We start from the raw sequence: 17,057 nt of genomic DNA on the forward strand, positions 1-17,057 counted from the left end.
CAACGCATCGCCCCGTCCGGCATAATATCGTCGAGGCTCCGCGGGGACTGCATGTCCGCGAGCGATAGAAATCATCGGGGACATGGCATGGTTACACCGCAAGAGTTTCCCATTTCGCGGCGCGGGCTAATCGCCGGTGGTGCCGCCTCGGTCGCCGCGGTCACCGTGGCGCCGCCCCTTGCAGCCGAAGCGACAGCCGGCAAGGCCGCCGCCCCGCCGCCGACGGCGCGCGTCGCGTTCGAGGTCAACGGCACGCCGCACGACCTGGAACTCGACACGCGCACCACCCTGCTCGACGCGCTGCGCGAGCATCTGCGCCTGACCGGGACCAAGAAGGGCTGCGACCACGGGCAATGCGGGGCCTGCACCGTCATCGTCGACGGGCGGCGGATCAACAGCTGCCTGTCGCTCGCCGTCCAGCACGATGGCGACAAGATCACGACGATCGAAGGAGTGGGCCTGCCCGGCACGCTGCACAAGATGCAGGAGGCCTTCATCGTCCATGACGGGTATCAATGCGGTTATTGCACCCCTGGCCAGATCTGTTCGGCGGTCGCGGTGCTGGGCGAGATCGCGGCGGGCGTTCCGAGCCATGTCACCGCCGACCTGACCGATGCACCTCAAGTGACCGCGCGCGAACTGCGCGAGCGGATGAGCGGCAATATCTGCCGCTGCGGCGCCTATTCGAACATCGTCGACGCGATCGCCGATGTCGCGGGGGTGAAGGCATGAAAAGCTTCACCTATGAGCGGGCCGCGACGCCCGCCGCCGCCACCGCCGCCTTTGCCAAGACCAAGGGCGCGCGCTTCATCGCGGGGGGCACCAATTTGCTCGACCTGATGAAGCTGGAGATCGAGACCCCGGCGCATCTGATCGACGTCAGCCGGCTGTCGCTCGACAAAATCGAGCCGACACGCGAGGGCGGGCTGCGGATCGGGGCGATGGTGCGCAATACCGACCTGGCCGCCGACGCGCGGATACGGCGCGACTATGGCCTCGTTTCGCGCGCGCTGGTCGCGGGCGCGTCGGGGCAATTGCGCAACAAGGCGACGACCGCGGGCAATCTGCTCCAGCGCACGCGCTGCCCCTATTTTTACGACACCAACCAGCCGTGCAACAAGCGGAGGCCCGGCAGCGGTTGCGCCGCGATTGGCGGTTTCAGCCGGCTGCATGCGGTGGTCGGGGCGAGCGACGCGTGCATCGCCACCCATCCGAGCGACATGGCGGTCGCGATGCAGGCATTGGATGCCGTCGTCGAGACGGTCGACGCGGCGGGCAAGGCCCGCGCGGTTCGGCTCGCCGATTTCTATCGCGCACCGCTCGACACGCCGCATCTCGAAACAATGCTGGCGCCGGGCGAATTGATCACCGCGGTGACCCTGCCCAAGCCCGTCGGCGGCACGCATATCTATCACAAGGTCCGCGACCGTGCCTCCTATGCCTTTGCCCTGATCTCGGTCGGGGTCGTGGTCCAGAAGGACGGCAGCGGCCGGGTCGCGCTCGGCGGGGTGGGGTACAAGCCCTGGCGCGCGGCGGCGGCCGATGCCGAAATGCCGCGCGGCGCGAAGGCGGTCACCGCGGCGCTGCTCGCCGGCGCGAAGACGAGCCACGAAAACGCGTATAAGCTGCCGCTGGTCGAGCGCACGCTCGCCGCGGTGCTGGCGCAAGCGAAGGGTTGAGCCATGAAGTTCGACACGCCCGCCACCGACAATCCGATCGACCGGCTGAAGGTCGTCGGCAAGCCGACCGACCGGATCGAGGGACCGCTCAAGACCAGCGGCACCGCAGCCTATGCCTATGAGCGGCATGATGTGGCGCCGAACCAGGCCTATGGCGTCATCGTCGGCGCGGCGATCGCCAAGGGGCGGATATCGTCGATGGACCTTGCCGCGGCGAAGGCGGCGCCGGGGGTGCTGACGGTCGTCACCGCCGCGAGCGCCGGGATGCTCGCCAAGGGCGATTTCAACACCGCGAAGCTGCTCGGCGGGCCCGAGATCGAGCATTATCATCAGGCGATCGCGCTCGTCGTCGCCGACAGCTTCGAACAGGCGCGCGCCGCCGCGGCGCTCGTCCGCGTCGACTATGCGCGCGCCAAGGGCCAGTTCGACCTCGCCAAATCGCTGAACGGCGCGATCAAGCCGCCGGCCTCGTTCGGCACCGAGGCCGACAGCCGCTTCGGCGATTTCGATGCGGCCTTTGCCAGCGCGCCGGTCAAGCTCGACGCGCGCTACACGACGCCCGATCACAGCCATGCGATGATGGAGCCGCACGCGTCGATCGCGAACTGGGACGGCGACAGGCTGACCCTGTGGACGTCGAACCAGATGATCGACTGGTCGGTCGGCGACGTCGCGAAGACCTTGGGCATCCCCAAGGAGAAGGTCCGGCTCGTCTCGCCCTATATCGGCGGCGGGTTCGGCGGCAAATTGTTCGTCCGCGCCGATGCGATCCTCGCCGCGCTCGGCGCCAAGGCGGTGGGGCGGCCGGTCAAGGTCGCACTGCAGCGCCCGCTGATCATCAACAACACCACGCACCGCCCCGCGACGATCCAGCGCATCCGGCTGGGTGCAACGACCGACGGCAAGCTGACCGCGATCGGCCACGAAAGCTGGTCGGGCGACCTCAAGGGCGGCGGCCCCGAAACCGCGGTCGGGCAGACGCGCCTGCTCTATGCGGCGCCGCACCGGATGACCGCGATGCGGCTGTCGGTGCTCGACCTGCCCGAAGGCAATGCGATGCGCGCGCCGGGCGAGGCTCCCGGGCTGATGGCGCTGGAAATCGCGATCGACGAGATGGCCGAGAAGCTGGGCATCGATCCCGTGGCGCTGCGCATCCTCAACGACACGCAGGTCGACCCCGAAAAGCCCGAACGGCGCTTTTCGCAGCGGCGGCTCAACGAATGCCTGACGCTCGGCGCCGAAAAATTCGGGTGGAAGGACCGCAATCCCAAGCCGGGGCAGACCCGCGACGGGCGCTGGCTGGTCGGGACCGGGGTCGCGGCGGCGTTCCGCAACAATCTCAACGGCAATTCGGCGGCGCGGGTGCGGCTCGAGCGGTCGGGCAAGATCGTCGTCGAGACCGACATGACCGACATCGGCACCGGCAGCTATACGATCATCGCGCAGACCGCGGCCGAGATGATGGGCGTGCCGATCGACCAGGTCGAGGTGCGGCTCGGCGATTCGCTGTTTCCCGTCTCGGCGGGGTCGGGCGGGCAATGGGGCGCGAACAGCTCGACGGCGGGGGTTTACGCCGCCTGCGACAAGCTGCGCGGGATTGTCGTGCAGAAGCTGGGTCTCGATCCCGCCGACGCGGTGTTCGACAAGGGCAAGGTCCGGTCGGGCGGCAAGAGCGTCGCGCTGACCAAGGCCAGCGTCGATGGCGATCTGGTCGCCGAGGATATGATCGAATTCGGCGATCTCGGCGAAAAGGAACAGCAATCGACCTTCGGCGCGCATTTCGTCGAGGCCGCGGTCGACAGCTATACCGGCGAAATCCGCATCCGGCGCATGCTCGCGGTGTGCGCGGCGGGCCGCATCCTCAATCCCAAGGCGGCGCGCAGCCAGGTCATCGGCGCGATGACGATGGGTGCGGGCGCGGCGCTGATGGAGGAACTGGCGGTCGACAAGAGGTTCGGATTCTTCGTGAACCACGACCTCGCTGGCTATGAGGTGCCGGTCCACGCCGACATCCCGCATCAGGAGGTGATCTTCCTCGACGAGGTCGACCCGACGACGTCGCCGATGAAGGCGAAGGGCGTCGGCGAACTCGGCATCTGCGGCGTCGCGGCGGCGGTCGCCAACGCCGTCTATCATGCGACGGGCATCCGCGTGCGCGACTATCCGGTCACGCTCGACAAGCTGATCGATCGTTTGCCGGAGATCGCATGACGCCGGAAGGCGGCGATCAGGCGCGCGGCAGGTCGGTCGGTCGATCGATATCGTTCAGCTGCCCGGCGGGTGCCGCGACAAGCTGGGCCGAGGCCAGCATGGAGCGGCCCCCCTGGTCGCCGCTTGCCTCCTCAAGCGCCGCGAACCGCGATCGCGCGAACAGCGCGGGCGGCATCGGCACGCCGTCGCGGCCCGACGCGACGACGGGCGCGCTATCGGGATCGAAGCGGGCGAGCAGCGCCGCGAGATGGCCGGCGCTTACGAACGGCATGTCGGCGAGGCACAAGAGCGCGGCGCGCTCCGTCCCCGGCAATACCGCACCGATGCCCAGCCGCAGCGATTGCGACAGCCCGCGTTCGGGACAGGGATTGGCGACGATGTCGAACCCCCGGTCCGCAAGCAGCGCCGCGACCGGGCCGTTCCGGTCGGGGCAGACCGCGATCCGGCGCGCGGGCGCAAGATCGACGATCGCCTGCGCGGCGTGGAGCAGCAGCGACATGCCGTCCAGCGGCGCCAGCAATTTGTCGTCGGCTCCGAAGCGGGTCGAGCGCCCCGCGGCGAGGAAGATCGCGGCCACCGCATCCCGATCGATCATCATCTCGCCTCCCGCCGCGCGCCGGACATCCTGTCCCGCATAATGACCCCGCTGGCAATCACCCCCGCCGACATTCTCCGCTTCGCGCACGACCACAGCGCGCGGGGCGTCGTGCTGGTGACCCTGACCGGAATCGCCGGATCGTCGCCGCGCGCGATCGGCGCGCAGATGGCGGTGGCGTCCGACGGCGGCTATCGCGGTTCATTCTCCGGCGGCTGCATCGAGGCGGCGATCGTCGGCGAGGCGCTGTCGGTCCTCGCGGCGGGCAAAAGCCGCCTTGTCCGCTTCGGCGCGGGGTCGCCCTATATCGACATTCGCCTGCCGTGCGGCGGCGGCATCGACCTGTTGTTCACACCGCGCCCCGACCCGCACATAGTCGATGATATTCTGGCGCGGCTCGACGCCCGCGAACCGGCGGGCTTGGGAATAAAGGGCGACGGCATCGCGATCGCGGAACCGGGAGCGGTGCCGGCGTGGGGTTCGGACGACGTCTTTTGTGTGCGCTATGTGCCGCGCCTGCGCATCGCCGCGATCGGCCATGGCGAGACGCTGGTCGCGACCGCGCGGCTGGCCCGTTTTTTCGGGGCCGAAACGCTCGCCTTTTCGCCGCTGGCGGACGACGTCGCGGCGGCATCGGGCGACGAGATCGCGGCGGCGCTGCTCGAAACCCGGACCAGCCCCCCGGCGCTGGCCGCCGATCCATGGACGGCGTTCGCCTTTCTGTTCCACGATCATGAGTGGGAAGATGCGCTGCTGCCATGGGCGCTTCGCGGCCCGCATCTGTTCGTCGGCGCGATCGGCGGATGGCAGAGCCGCGCCAACCGCCGCGACATGCTGCGCCGCGAGGGCTTCGACGACGCCATTCTACGCCGGTTCGAGGACCCCGCCGGGCTGATTCCCGCGACGCGCGACCCGGCGACGCTGGCGCTGTCGCTCGTCGCCGAGATCGTCGCCGCCTATCAGGAACGATATGGCGGCGGCGCCCGCGAGGGCTGAGCCGCCGGACCATCGACATTACCCAAATGCACCGCCGCTTACCTGCCGCCGGTCTGGCGATACCACCGCCGGGATGTTCTGGTCACCGACAGAGCGAGGACGACAGGGAGGCGGCGCGTGGCGGATGAGGAAGAACCGGGCCGGTCGACAGCCTCCCCCATGTTGCTGCCCCGGCGCAGCGTCCTGGGTTCGCTGGCGGTGGCAGGCGTGGCAAGCGGCCTCGCCAGCGCCGCGCCCGCGATCGCCGCGCAAGGCGCGCGGGCGGATTTCATCGTGGTCGGTGCCGGGGTGTTCGGCTCCTGGACGGCGTGGAACCTGCAACGCCGCGGCAACCGGGTGCTGCTGCTCGATGCGTGGGGCGCCGCGCACAACCGGTCGTCGTCGGGCGGCGAGACGCGGCTGATCCGGACAGAATATGCCGGCAACGAACTTTACACGCGCTGGGCATGGGCGTCGCTCGCCGAATGGCAGGCGCTGTCGCGCCGGCATGAATCGCCGATATTCCACCCGACCGGCGCGCTCTACATCTATCCCGAGGACGGCGCGAAGATCGACGAAAGCATCGCGCTGCAACGCGGCCTCGGCATCCCGATCGACAAGCTGACGCGCGTCCAGTTGGACCAGCGGTGGCCGCAGGTCGATTTCGACGGCATCGCGGTGGGCGTCATGCAGCCAACGATGGGGGCGCTGATGGCGCGCCGGAGCGTCCAGAACCTGGTCGCGGAATTTATCGCGGCGGGAGGGACCTATCGCAAACTCGCGGTCGATCCGCCGCGATCGGACGCATCGACGCTGGCGTCGATCGGCGGCGGGGGGGAGACATTGAGCGCCGACCGCTTCGTCTTCGCCTGCGGCCCCTGGCTTCCCAAGCTGTTCCCCGAAGTCGTCGGCGGCCGCATCGTCCCGACACGGCAGGATGTCTTTTTCTTCGCACCCGGCGCGGGCGACACCCGTTTCGAGGCGCCGCATTTCCCCGCTTGGGTCGATGTCAGCAGCAAGGACCTGCACTATGGCTTTCCCGACATCGAATCGCGCGGGTTCAAGATCGCGCTCGATGGCCATGGCCCCAAATATGATCCCGACACCGGCGACCGCCGGATATCGGACGCGGCACTCGCCGATGTCCGCGCCTATCTGGCGCGGCGCTTTCCCGTCCTCGCGCAGCGGCCGCTCGCCGAAGCGCGGGTTTGCCAGTATGAGAATAGCGACAACGGCCATTTGCTGATCGACCGGCATCCGCAATGGGCGAACTGCTGGATCGTCGGCGGGGGCAGCGGGCATGGGTTCAAGCACGGACCGATGGTGGGCCGCCATGTCGCCGATCTGGTGCTCGGCACCGGCAGGGCGGAACCCGATTTCGCGCTGGCGGCGCACAAGGTCCATGGTTGAAGCGAGGGGGACAGGGATGAGCAGAACCGGCAAGGCCTTTGCATCGAGCGTCGCGGCGCTGTTGCTCGTCGCGGGATCGGGGGGTGTTTCGGCACAGCCCGCCGCCGAGCCTATCGCGACGCCTTACGCGATGCCGTCGACGCAGATGTGGGACATGACGTCGGACGTCGGCCGCAAATACCGTATCTTCGTCTCCTACCCCGGTCAGGGCGAACCGCCAGCAGGCGGCTATCCGGTGCTCTATATCCTCGACGGCAATGCGAGCTTCGCCAGCTTTGCCGAGGCGCGGCGGATCCAGGAATATGACGCGATCGGCAAGGTGATCGTCGTCGGCGTCGGCTATCAGACCGACATGCCCTATGCCGAGGAGCGCAACGAGGATTTCATCGTCATGGACGACCCGCCGCCCGGAAAGCGGCTGGGCCGCAGCAAGGGCAAAAGCGGCCGCGACGAGTTTCTCGATTTCCTGACCGGCAAGCTGCGCACCGAGATCGGCAGCCGGTTCAAGATCGATCCCGATCGCCAGGCGCTGTTCGGCCATTCGTTCGGCGGCCTGTTCGCGCTCCATACGCTCTATAGCAAGCCGCAGGCGTTTCATTCGATCGTCGTCGCCAGCCCTTCGCTCGAACTCGACGCGGGGGTGCTGCGCGACGAGCGCGATTTCGTCGGCCGACTGGAGGCGGGCAAGGTCGGCAAGACGAGCCGGGTGATGGTCGTCGTCGGCGGACGCGACATCGACGACGATCCCGAACCGGCGCGCGCGATGGCCGACCGGTTCGATCGCCTGTCGGGCCATGGCCTGCGCGTGCGGTTCAAGCGCTATGAGGAGGAAGGGCATATGACGGTGCCCGCGCGCGCGGTGACCGACGTGCTGCGGTTCGCCTTTGCCATGCGTTGAACCGGGGGCCGGTCAGGCCGGCATCAGATTCTTGTGGATGACCCCATCCTTGACGATCAGCAGCAGGTTGCGCGCATAATCCTCGAGCAGGCGCAGATCGTCGAGCGGATTGCCGCGCACCAGCAGCATATCGGCCCAGGCGCCCTCGCGGATCACCCCGAGCGGCGCCTGCCGATAGGGGTTGCGGCGGCCGCTGCGCGCGAAGAGCTCGCAATTGCCCGACGTCGCAATGCGCAGCACCTCGGCATTCGAATAGATCGCCCCGAAGCGCGGGAGCATGGCGTTTTCGGTGCGCGAGGTGCGGGTGCGCAAAAAGAGGTCGGTGCCGAACGCGACCTTCACCCCATGTTTCTTCGCGAGCCGCACCCCCGCCTGCCAGCCCGCGCCGCCGAGCGATTCGGCCGCCTTCGCCTGTTGTTCGTCGGTGAGGATATTGTCGCCTTGCTCGAACGGCTGGATCGAGAGCCACGCGCCCTTCGCGGCGATCAGCGCCGCGGTCGGGTCGTCGATGGCATGGCCGTGCTCGATCGAGATCACACCGGCGTCGAGGCAGCGGCGTACCCCCGCCGGGGTATAGGCATGGGCGCAGGCATAGGTGTCCCAGTCGGTCGCCGCCTGAACGATCGCCCGCATCTCCTCGAGCGTATATTGCACCGTGTCGATCGGATCATGGTCCGACGTGACGCCGCCACCCGCCATGATCTTGATCTGCGAGGCGCCGCGCTTGAGCTGTTCGCGCGTCGCGGCGAGCACCTCGGGGACGCCGTTGGCGACCGCGGTCATGCCCTTTTGCTGGCGCGGCGACGGCTGGCCTCCGAGCGCGGTCGGAAGTTCGCCGACCGGTTCGGGATCGCCATGCCCCGACGTCTGCGAGATCGCGGCGCCGCTGGGATAGCAGCGCGGTCCGGGCATGATGCCGCGATCGATCGCGTTCTTGATCCCGAAGACCGCGCCGGCGGTGTCGCGCACGGTGGTGAAGCCGCGCATCAGCTGAAACTCGGCATCCTTGAAGATCATCGCGATGTGGGTGGCGTCGTCCGACCCCATCCACGGGACGCCGCGGACCGCCGCCATGTGCCAATGCGCGTCGGTCAGCCCCGGCATCAGCGTCTGCCCGGCGCCGTCGATCAGCGTCGCGCCGGGCGGGACGGGAATGTCGCCCGCCGAGACTGCGTCGATGCGATTGCCGGTGACGCGTATGTTGCGCGGCTGGCGGCCGCTGCCGGTGCCGTCGAACAGCTGGACGTTGCGGATCAGGATCGTCGAAGGGGGCTCGTCGGCCGCCGAGGCGGCGGCGAGCGGCGCCAGGCCCAGACCGGCGAGCACGGCGCGGCGTGTCGGGTGAAAAGTCATCGGTCCTCCGCCATCGGCGCATCGTGGTGTGCGGGCGACCCCGCCGCAACGGCCAGATCGTGCAGCCCGGGGGGACCAGCTATTTGCCGCGTTTCCGGTCGGCACGTTCGCGGTCGATCTGCGCCACCCACTGCTCGGCGGTCAGCGGCCCGGTACCTTCGAAATGGACATGGTCGGCCATCTTCTCGCGCACATCGACATAATAGAGCGCGCCGGTCGGCAGGCCCATTTGCTTCGCCTTCGCCGCCATCGCGGCCTCCTGTTCGGGCGTCGGTTTCGGGCGCGCGGGTTTGTAGAGGAGGACGTCCCAGCCTTCGCCGCCGGCATGGAGGAACAGCTGGGTCGGCGGCTGGCCGCCGGCGATGCTGACCTGGTCCCATTTCGCCATGTCGCGGATGAACTCCTCGGTCTTGCCGGGCACCAGGCGGAACATCTCGAACACCGGCGCGGTCATCTCGACCGCGGCGGGATCGGCGGCCTTTTCCTTCGCCGCGACCGGCGCGGCGAGGCTGAGCGCGAACAGGGCAAAAGTCAGGCTACGCAGCATCGGGTCCCTCCATCTGTGATGCGCCAGCCTGCCGCGCCCTGTGAGGCGCGGCAAGGCCCGAGGCGGGTGGCGCATTCGACAAACGGGTAAGGCCGATCTTCGATCTTACCCTTATCGGACCCGATTACCCGTCTACGGCCGTTCCGCGCCCAATCCGGCCCCTTTAGATTGTCGCGAGAACCCCGGTTGCGAACCTTGGCAAAAAGGCGAAGACGATGGACGATATCAGCCGCCGCGCGCTTCTCGCCGTTGCCGCCATGGGTGCGGTGGTCGCACCAGCCGCTGCCGCCGCCGGCTCATCGCGATTCAGGCTCGAACGCGCATCGGAGGGCTTCAACAAATTCAAGGCGGTGCACGAAGGGCTGGGCGAACTCGGCGTCCGCCTGTTCGATTTCGGCGGGGCATCGGCGCCCGCGCACTTCATGATCTATGACATTCCCCCCGGCGCCAGCGAGGGGGTGCATTTGCACAATCTCAGCGATCCGGCGCTCGGGCCCTATGAGGAATATTACTATATCGTATCGGGGCGGGGGACGATGACCGTCGACGGCGATGCCTTTCCCGTCACGGCGGGCGACCATGTCTTTGCACCGCTCGACAGCTGGCGCGGCATCGCCAACAGCGACGCGAAGGACAATCTCAAGGTCTTCCTGACCTATATCGACCGGTCGGCCTAGTTCGCCGGAACCGCGGGCAGGCGCAGCGGACGGATCCAGACCTGGCGGTCGCCGACATGCACCGGCTGCGCGGTCGCCGGGCGCTTCGCCGCCAGCGTCCGGCCGGCCGCGTCCAGCCCATAGCGCGTTCGCCGCCAGCTGATCTCGGGGAGCTTTGCCTTGGCCGCCAGTTCGAACTGGACCTCGAGCCGGCGGCAGGTGCGGCCGGTGCAGCCGATATAGACGGGCTTGCCCCGGATCGCCGGGCGGGCGCCATTGACGCGGATGTTCCGCATCGCATCGCCATCCTTGATCAGCAATTCCTGCCGGTCGGCCGAGGGTGCGACCAGGGCGAGGCGGATGGTGCGGCGGTTGCCGGCGACGGTATCGGAGAGGATTTCGATGCTGCCATCGTCGGCGATCCCGGGTGCGGAGGCGCGCCAATAGCCCTTGTCGTCGGGCTTGGCCGCGAACTTCGCGTGCGCGGCGATGGCCGCCGGGACCGGTCCATTGTCGTCGATCAGGAAGGTCGCCTTTCCGACATCATCCTCGTGCACGATGGTCAGGTGGCGCGGCGCCTCGCGCGTATAGGCCGGGACCATGAGGGCGGCGACGAACGCGCCCAGCATGATCGCCGCAAAGATCGCCGGTGCCGGGCGCGCCGCCCGGCCCGCGCCGGGCAGGCAGAAGAGGAACAGGAAGACGAGCAGAAGCGTCGCCGGCGCCGCATGCTCGACGAACAGCCCTTCCTCCAGCCCGCCGCCGAGCGGCAGGGCGATAAGCAGATAGACGATCGCCGCGCCGACGAGCAGCCAGGGCACCGCCCGCCGCGCCGCCGGGATGAATGCCGCAGCCGCCGCCGCGATCACGAACGGCATCGACCATGCGGCGAGGATCGTCAGGCCGGGGACAAAGGCGAAGTCGGCGAGGATGAGGATGGCGAGCCAGCCCCAGGCCGCCGCCGCCCCGCGCACCGGATTCTCCTCGCGCGACAGGGCCAGCACGGCGGAGGCGCCGGTAAGCGCCGCGGCAGCATAAAGCAGGCGGAACACGGCCGGATGGGCGGTGCCGAAGGCGGCTTCGGGGCGCAGCGCCGCGACGAGCATCGCGACGCCGATCGCCAGGCCGGTGCCGGCGACGAGCGCCAGCAACGGGATGAAGGCGCTGCGGACGCGGCGCGCGGTCCCGCCGCGCCGGTAAAGGACAATCGCCGCGATCAGCCCCAGCCCCACGACGACCACCGCGACGATCTGCGGCAGTTCGAGCAAAAATTTCCGCGCAACGTCGGTGTACACGCGTTGGCCCTCGGCGCCCTCCCCGCGCTCGGACGCAAAACGCTCGACCGCCGACAGCGTCGTCGCGCCCATATGGCGTACCGAATTGCGGTCGAGATGCGCGAGATTGTCGAGCGGGGTGTGGTAACGCTTGCCGCCGCCGATGATCGAATAATTGCCGGCATCGATGCCGAGCGGCAGCAGCATCGTGAGGTCGGTATCGTTGGGCAGCAGTTCGTAGAAATCGGTCGCGAGCGAATTGGCCGACGGGAGCGGACTGCCGCCGATCGCCGCAGCGTCGCGCGCGTTCGGGCCGCTCGTCTGGAACATGTTGACGCCGCCGGTCGTGCCGCGCGCCTCCATATTGGCCACCGCGCCGACGCGCTTCGCCAGCGGATCATGCGCGGCAAAGGCGGCGGCGCCGACGAGGCCCGCTTCCTCGGCATCGGTCAGGACGACGAGCACAGGACGCGTCAGCTTCCGCCCCTTGAGTTGGTGGGCAATCTCCAGCGCGACCGCGACGCCGATGCCGTCGTCGGCGGCGCCCGGCCCGGCGGGGACCGAGTCATAATGGGCGGCGATCATCACCGCATCCTTGCCGGGCGGCGTCACCCAGAAGGCGATGTTGCGCGGGCGGGCGCAGATCGCCGCGCCCTCGCGAATGTCGTTGCAGTGGAAGCGCTCGTCGATCTGCGGGGAGAATCCTTCCTTGCGGATTTCGGCGAGCAGCCGCGCCTCGACCGCGTCATTGGCGTCGCTGTCGGTCGGATGCGCGCGCTCGTCGCCGAGGATCGTGGTCAGGCGCGCGACCGCGCGGTCGGCGTCGAAGGGCGTTTCGACCGAGGCGGGCGCATCGACGCCGAAGGGGCGCAGCGTCCATAGCGCGAGCAAGATCAGCCCGACGATGATGCCGCGCCATGTGCCGCTCTTGCCTAGCTCCGCCATTCTGCCCCCCCAAAGTCACCCGCTAACCGATGTTTGCCGAAGTTTCGCGCGGCAGCAACAGGATCATCGTCGCGGCCAGCAAACCACCCAGCCCCATCACCAGCGAAACGAGGAGCAGGCTGCCTCCGCTGGCGAAGAGCGCGCCCGCGACGACCGGTCCCAGCGCCGACCCGCCGCGACCGATGCCGATCACGAAACCCGTCCCGCTCGCGCGCAAGGCGGCGGGATAGGCCTGTGCGAGCAGCGGGTACATGCCGACGACACCCGCGTTGATGAAGAAGGCGGCGATCGCGACGGTGATCGACAGCCGCGTCAGGTCGGCGCCCGCCACGCCGAACAGGCCGATCGCCACGAACCCTGCGAGCATCGCCCCCGCCACCAGCGGACGGAGCGCGAAACGCTGGCTGGCGAGTCCGATCAGGACGGCCCCGGCCAGATTGCCGACATTCGCAGCGACCAGCACGCCGCCCGCCTGAGCGGCATCGAAGCCCATGTCGACGACGATCTTGGGCACCCATTTCTGGATATAATAGAAGAAGAGAATCTGGGCGAAATAGGCGACCGTCAGCAGGATGGTGATCCGCGCGAATCCCGATCCGAACAGCGTCGCGATCGAGGGTTTGAGCGCCTGGGCGGGCGGCGGCGGCAGTGCCTCTACCGGGGCATGGCCGATACGGACCAGCGTACGGTTCACGCCGTCGATCGCCCCCGCCGGACGCCTTGCGATCAGCGATTCGATCGATTCGGGCAGGAAGAAATAGGCGAGCGGGATCATCGCCGCCGACGCGATCGCGCCGAGCATGAAGACCGATCGCCAGTCGCCCGTTTCCGCTAGCAGGCGCGACGCCAGCAGCCCGCCGAGGATCGCCCCGGTCGAATAGCCCGCGATGTTGAGCGCGACATTGAGACCGCGCCGCTTATCGTTCGAGAATTCCGCGACCATCGCACTGGTCGACGACAGCATGCCGCCGATGCCGATGCCGGTCAGGAAGCGCACGACCGACAGGCTCGTCACGCCCTGCGCATGCATCGCGGCATACATGCCGAGCGCCATGACGACGAGGCAGCAGAGGATCGTCGGACGCCGCCCGACGCGGTCGGCGACATTGCCGATCAGCACCGATCCCGCCGCCATGCCAAACAATTCCATCGACAACACGATGCCGAGCGTCGCCTTGTCGACCCCCCATTCGTCCGCGATCCCCGGTGCGGCGAAGCTGATCGCGAGCACATCGAAGCCATCGAGCGCGTTGAGCGCGATGCACAGCGCGACGACGACGATCTGGAGCGTGCGCATCGGCGCCGCGGCGATCGTCGCCCTGGGATCTTCGTTCATACCATGACTCTCCCGCCGGCGGCGCGCCTTGCGGCGGCCCCGGTCCATCTGCGGTTCTGGTTCTGGGTTATTTCAGTTTGGCGAGATGCTTGGCGGCGATCGCCGCCATCTCGGGCCGCCGCTCGAGACAGCGCGACACCGGCCCGACCACGACCACCGACAACAGCCGATCGCCGCCGGGCAGCGGCAGCGCGATGCCGGCGAGATCGGGGGTATATTCGGTGTTGCTCTGATGCCAGCCGATCGCCGACGCCTCGTCGAGCCGCGCCTCGACCGTCGCGGCGGTCACGGGCGTGGTCGGCGAATAGCGGACAAAATCGATCTTGCGATACAATCGCGCGCGCTCGTCGCGGGGCATCTGCGCCAGCAGCGCACGCCCCGCCGATGTCGCGTGGATCGGTACCCGGTCGCCGACCTGCGCGAAATAGCGCACCGGCTGCGGCGATTCGGCGACGTCGACGAAGGTCGCGAAGGTTCCGGCCGGCGCGGCGATGGCGACCGTCTCGCCCGTCGCCTGCATCAGGTCGCGCGCCAGCCGCTGGACCCGATCGGGCAGCGGCTCGGCCCGCGTCACCGCATCGGCCAGCACCAGCCAGCGCGGGCTGGGGTAATAGCCGCCGCGCCCGCGCGGTTCGTAGAGGTAGCCCTTCGACGCCAGCGTCGCGACGAGCTTGAAGGTGCTCGACCGCGGCCAGCCAAGGTCCTCCGCCATTTCGGCGGCGGTCGCGGGCCGCAGCCGTTTCGCGAAATATTCGAGGATTTCGAGCACATTCGCGGCCTGCCGCACGATCATGATGATATTCGCCTGAAAAGGGTCGTGACATCCCATATGGCCGAAGTCCGGCGCCCCGAAAAGCCGTGAGCATTTCCGGGTGCCCACCCATCGTCAGCGCGCCGTAAAGCCGCCGTCGACGGGCAGCGCGACGCCGGTGACGAAACTCGCCTCGTCCGACACCATCCACAGCACCGCATCGGCGACCTCGCCCGCCTGGACGAGCCGCCCCATCGGCACATTGGCCATCAGCTTCGCTTCGTTCGCCGCCGCCTCCGCCGGGTCGCCGCTGCGCCCGGTGAAGCCGATCTTCATCGGCGTGTCGGCGAGGCCGGGGCAGACGACGTTGACGCGGATCTTGTCGCCGGCGAGCGCGAGCGCGAGGCTCTTGGCCAGCCCGACCACACCCCATTTGGCGGCCGAATAGATCGGGCTCATCATCGAGCCGACAAGCCCCGACACCGATGCGGTGAAGATGATCGCGCCGCCGCCGCGCTGGCGCATATGCGGCGCGACCTGCCCGGCGCCGAGCGCCGCCGCGGTGACGTTGAGCGCGATCGCCTTGTCATAGGCGGCCATGTCGAGATTTTCGACCGATGCCGGTCCGGGCATGCCGGCGTGCGCCCACAGTATGTCCGCGCCGCCGAGCGCCGCGACCGCTTCGTCGATGCTGCCCGTCGCGCCGGCGGGGGTCGACAGGTCGGCGACGATGCCGGTGACCCTGTCGGCGCCGAAATCGGCGACGAGCGCATCGAGCGCATCCGCGCTGATGTCGATCGCGGCGACGCGCGCGCCTTCGCGCACGAAGCGTTCGACCCCCGCGCGGCCCATGCCCGATGCGGCGGCGGTGACGATGGCGAGTTTGCCGTTGAGGCGCATGATGTCTTCCTTACGCGGCGAAGGGATCGGCGAATTTGCCGGTGGTCGAAATGATCGTGGTCTTGGTTTCGAGGAAGGGATCGAGCCCCTCGATGCCGTTCTCGCGGCCCCAGCCACTGGCCTTGACCCCGCCATAGGGGGTCGACCAGCGGATGTAGCGATAGGTGTTGACCCACACCATGCCCGCCTCGATCCGCGCCGCGACACGGTGAGCGCGGCCGGTATCGCCCGACCACAGCCCCGCGGCGAGACCGTAGGGCGTCGAATTGGCGATTCCGATCGCTTCCTCTTCGCCGTCGAAGGGGATGAGCGCCGCGACTGGCCCGAAAATCTCTTCCTGCGCGATCCGCATGCCGGAACCGACCCCGGCGAAGACGGTCGGCTCGACGAAATAGCCGTTCGCGAGGTCGTCGCGCTCGATGCGGTGACCACCGGTGATCAGTTCGGCGCCTTCGGACTGTCCGATCGCGACATAGGAGAGAGTCTTGTCGAGCTGTTCGCGGTGCGCCTGCGGTCCCATGTGGGTTGCGGGGTCGAGCGGCATGCCGACCCGCACCCGGCCCGCGCACGCGCCAAACGCCTCGACGACGCGGTCATAGACCGGCCGTTCGACGAGGACGCGGCTGCCGAGCGCGCAGCTCTGCCCGCACAGCGCCCAGGCCGAACCCGTCGCGGCGTTCAGCGCATTGTCCAGATCGGCATCGGCGAAGATGATGTGCGGCGCCTTGCCGCCCAGTTCGAAGGTGCAGCGGGTGAGCGTGTCGGCGCCCGCCTTCAGGATCGTCTTCGCGGTCTCGCCTTCGCCGGTGAAGCTGATCTTTGCCACGTCGGGATGCTCGACCAGCGCCGCACCGGCAACCGGACCATCACCCGGCACAACATTGACTACCCCGGGCGGAAAGCCCGCTTCCTCGAACAGCTTCGCGAGCGCCAGCGACGAGGCCGGGGTCTGCTCGGCGGGTTTCAGCACCACGGTGCAGCCCGCGGCGAGCGCCGCGCCCAGCTTCCACGCCGCCGCCATCATCGGCACGTTCCACGGCGTGATCGCGCCGACGACCCCGACCGGATGACGCGTGGTAAAGGCGTGCACGCTGTCGTCCATCGGGATCGTCCGCCCGCCGAGCTTGTCGGCGAGCGAGGCGAACCAGTGATAATATTGCGCGTGCAGCCCGATGTCGCCGCGCGATTCGCGCACCGCGCGGCCATTGTCGCGCGTCTCGATTTCGGCGAGCGCATCGACCTGCGTCGCGTAAAGATCCGCGAATTTGCGCAGCAGCGCGGCGCGTTCCCACGGCGGCATCTTGCGCCACGGCCCTTCGAACGCCGCCTTCGCCGCCGCCACCGCACGGTCGATGTCGGCGCGTCCGCCATAGGCGACGTCGCCCCATGGTTCGCCCGTCGAAGGATCGATGCTGGGACGCACCCCGCCATCAATCGGCGCGACCCACGCGCCGCCGATGAACAAACGATCAAATCGGAATTCGCCCATCACCCTCTTCCATCATATTTCTTATACTGGACATATTT

15 protein-coding genes are annotated in these 17,057 nt (G+C 68.5%); 7 read left to right on the plus strand and 8 right to left on the minus strand.

The window, feature by feature from the left end; translation table 11 throughout:
* The first annotated feature begins 87 nt into the window (after positions 1-87).
* The 3 genes from paoA to paoC are packed head-to-tail and all read left to right on the plus strand — an operon-like array spanning position 88 to position 3,890.
* Positions 88-732: an aldehyde dehydrogenase iron-sulfur subunit PaoA gene (gene paoA / locus AC3WS4_RS07140; protein ID WP_492735425.1), complete on the plus strand. Its 645-nt coding sequence runs from the start codon at positions 88-90 to the stop codon at positions 730-732.
* A complete protein-coding gene (locus tag AC3WS4_RS07145) occupies positions 729-1,679 on the plus strand; it encodes an FAD binding domain-containing protein (RefSeq protein ID WP_492735423.1) in 951 nt (316 codons plus the stop codon). Before paoA ends, AC3WS4_RS07145 begins: the two co-directional genes overlap by 4 nt.
* Positions 1,680-1,682: 3 nt before the next feature.
* Positions 1,683-3,890 carry an aldehyde oxidoreductase molybdenum-binding subunit PaoC gene (gene paoC, locus AC3WS4_RS07150; protein WP_492735421.1) on the plus strand — a complete coding sequence of 736 codons (2,208 nt, stop codon included), beginning with the start codon at positions 1,683-1,685 and terminating at the stop codon, positions 3,888-3,890.
* A gap of 16 nt (positions 3,891-3,906) precedes the next feature.
* On the opposite strand, the gene AC3WS4_RS07155 is transcribed toward paoC, so the two are convergent.
* Positions 3,907-4,488: a nucleotidyltransferase family protein gene (locus tag AC3WS4_RS07155; RefSeq protein WP_492735419.1), complete on the minus strand. Its 582-nt coding sequence runs from the start codon at positions 4,486-4,488 to the stop codon at positions 3,907-3,909.
* 39 nt (positions 4,489-4,527) lie between these two features.
* On the opposite strand from AC3WS4_RS07155, the gene AC3WS4_RS07160 reads away from it, so the two are divergent.
* The 3 genes from AC3WS4_RS07160 to AC3WS4_RS07170 all read left to right on the plus strand — a co-directional run bounded on the left by AC3WS4_RS07160 (position 4,528) and on the right by AC3WS4_RS07170 (position 7,768).
* The gene (locus AC3WS4_RS07160; protein ID WP_492735417.1) at positions 4,528-5,481 is read left to right on the plus strand and encodes an XdhC family protein; all 954 of its coding nucleotides are present in this window, start codon (positions 4,528-4,530) and stop codon (positions 5,479-5,481) included.
* A gap of 159 nt (positions 5,482-5,640) precedes the next feature.
* Positions 5,641-6,870: an FAD-dependent oxidoreductase gene (locus AC3WS4_RS07165; protein WP_492742688.1), complete on the plus strand. Its 1,230-nt coding sequence runs from the start codon at positions 5,641-5,643 to the stop codon at positions 6,868-6,870.
* A 16-nt stretch (positions 6,871-6,886) separates the two neighbouring features.
* Complete coding sequence (locus AC3WS4_RS07170; protein WP_492735413.1) at positions 6,887-7,768, plus strand: alpha/beta hydrolase; 882 nt, start codon at positions 6,887-6,889, stop codon at positions 7,766-7,768.
* Positions 7,769-7,780: 12 nt separating this feature from the next.
* Here the strand turns inward: AC3WS4_RS07170 and AC3WS4_RS07175 are convergent, their stop codons facing one another.
* Both AC3WS4_RS07175 and AC3WS4_RS07180 read right to left on the minus strand, forming a co-directional pair.
* The gene (locus tag AC3WS4_RS07175) at positions 7,781-9,121 is read right to left on the minus strand and encodes a metal-dependent hydrolase family protein (RefSeq protein WP_492735412.1); all 1,341 of its coding nucleotides are present in this window, start codon (positions 9,119-9,121) and stop codon (positions 7,781-7,783) included.
* A gap of 79 nt (positions 9,122-9,200) precedes the next feature.
* Positions 9,201-9,668: a hypothetical protein gene (locus AC3WS4_RS07180; protein WP_492735410.1), complete on the minus strand. Its 468-nt coding sequence runs from the start codon at positions 9,666-9,668 to the stop codon at positions 9,201-9,203.
* A 215-nt stretch (positions 9,669-9,883) separates the two neighbouring features.
* Here AC3WS4_RS07180 and AC3WS4_RS07185 point away from each other — a divergent pair, with 215 nt between their 5' ends.
* Entirely contained in the window at positions 9,884-10,345 is a 462-nt protein-coding gene (locus AC3WS4_RS07185) for a cupin domain-containing protein (RefSeq protein WP_492735408.1), read from the plus strand.
* Here AC3WS4_RS07185 and AC3WS4_RS07190 read toward each other — a convergent pair.
* From AC3WS4_RS07190 to AC3WS4_RS07210, 5 genes are all read right to left on the minus strand, one after another.
* Positions 10,342-12,543 (minus strand): M20/M25/M40 family metallo-hydrolase, encoded by a 2,202-nt coding sequence (locus AC3WS4_RS07190; RefSeq protein ID WP_492735406.1) that lies wholly within the window; start codon positions 12,541-12,543, stop codon positions 10,342-10,344. The two genes, AC3WS4_RS07185 and AC3WS4_RS07190, sit on opposite strands and share 4 nt — an antisense overlap.
* A gap of 22 nt (positions 12,544-12,565) precedes the next feature.
* Positions 12,566-13,879 (minus strand): MFS transporter, encoded by a 1,314-nt coding sequence (locus AC3WS4_RS07195; RefSeq protein WP_492735404.1) that lies wholly within the window; start codon positions 13,877-13,879, stop codon positions 12,566-12,568.
* Positions 13,880-13,946: 67 nt separating this feature from the next.
* The gene (locus AC3WS4_RS07200) at positions 13,947-14,672 is read right to left on the minus strand and encodes an IclR family transcriptional regulator (protein ID WP_492735402.1); all 726 of its coding nucleotides are present in this window, start codon (positions 14,670-14,672) and stop codon (positions 13,947-13,949) included.
* Between the two features lie 93 nt (positions 14,673-14,765).
* On the minus strand, positions 14,766-15,530 hold the full coding sequence (locus AC3WS4_RS07205) for an SDR family NAD(P)-dependent oxidoreductase (RefSeq protein ID WP_492735400.1): 765 nt from the start codon (positions 15,528-15,530) through the stop codon (positions 14,766-14,768).
* A 10-nt stretch (positions 15,531-15,540) separates the two neighbouring features.
* The gene (locus tag AC3WS4_RS07210; RefSeq protein WP_492735398.1) at positions 15,541-17,019 is read right to left on the minus strand and encodes an aldehyde dehydrogenase; all 1,479 of its coding nucleotides are present in this window, start codon (positions 17,017-17,019) and stop codon (positions 15,541-15,543) included.
* Positions 17,020-17,057: the final 38 nt, after the last annotated feature.

The sequence above is a fragment of the Sphingopyxis sp. EU05-FHT14B03 genome (genome assembly GCF_058790875.1).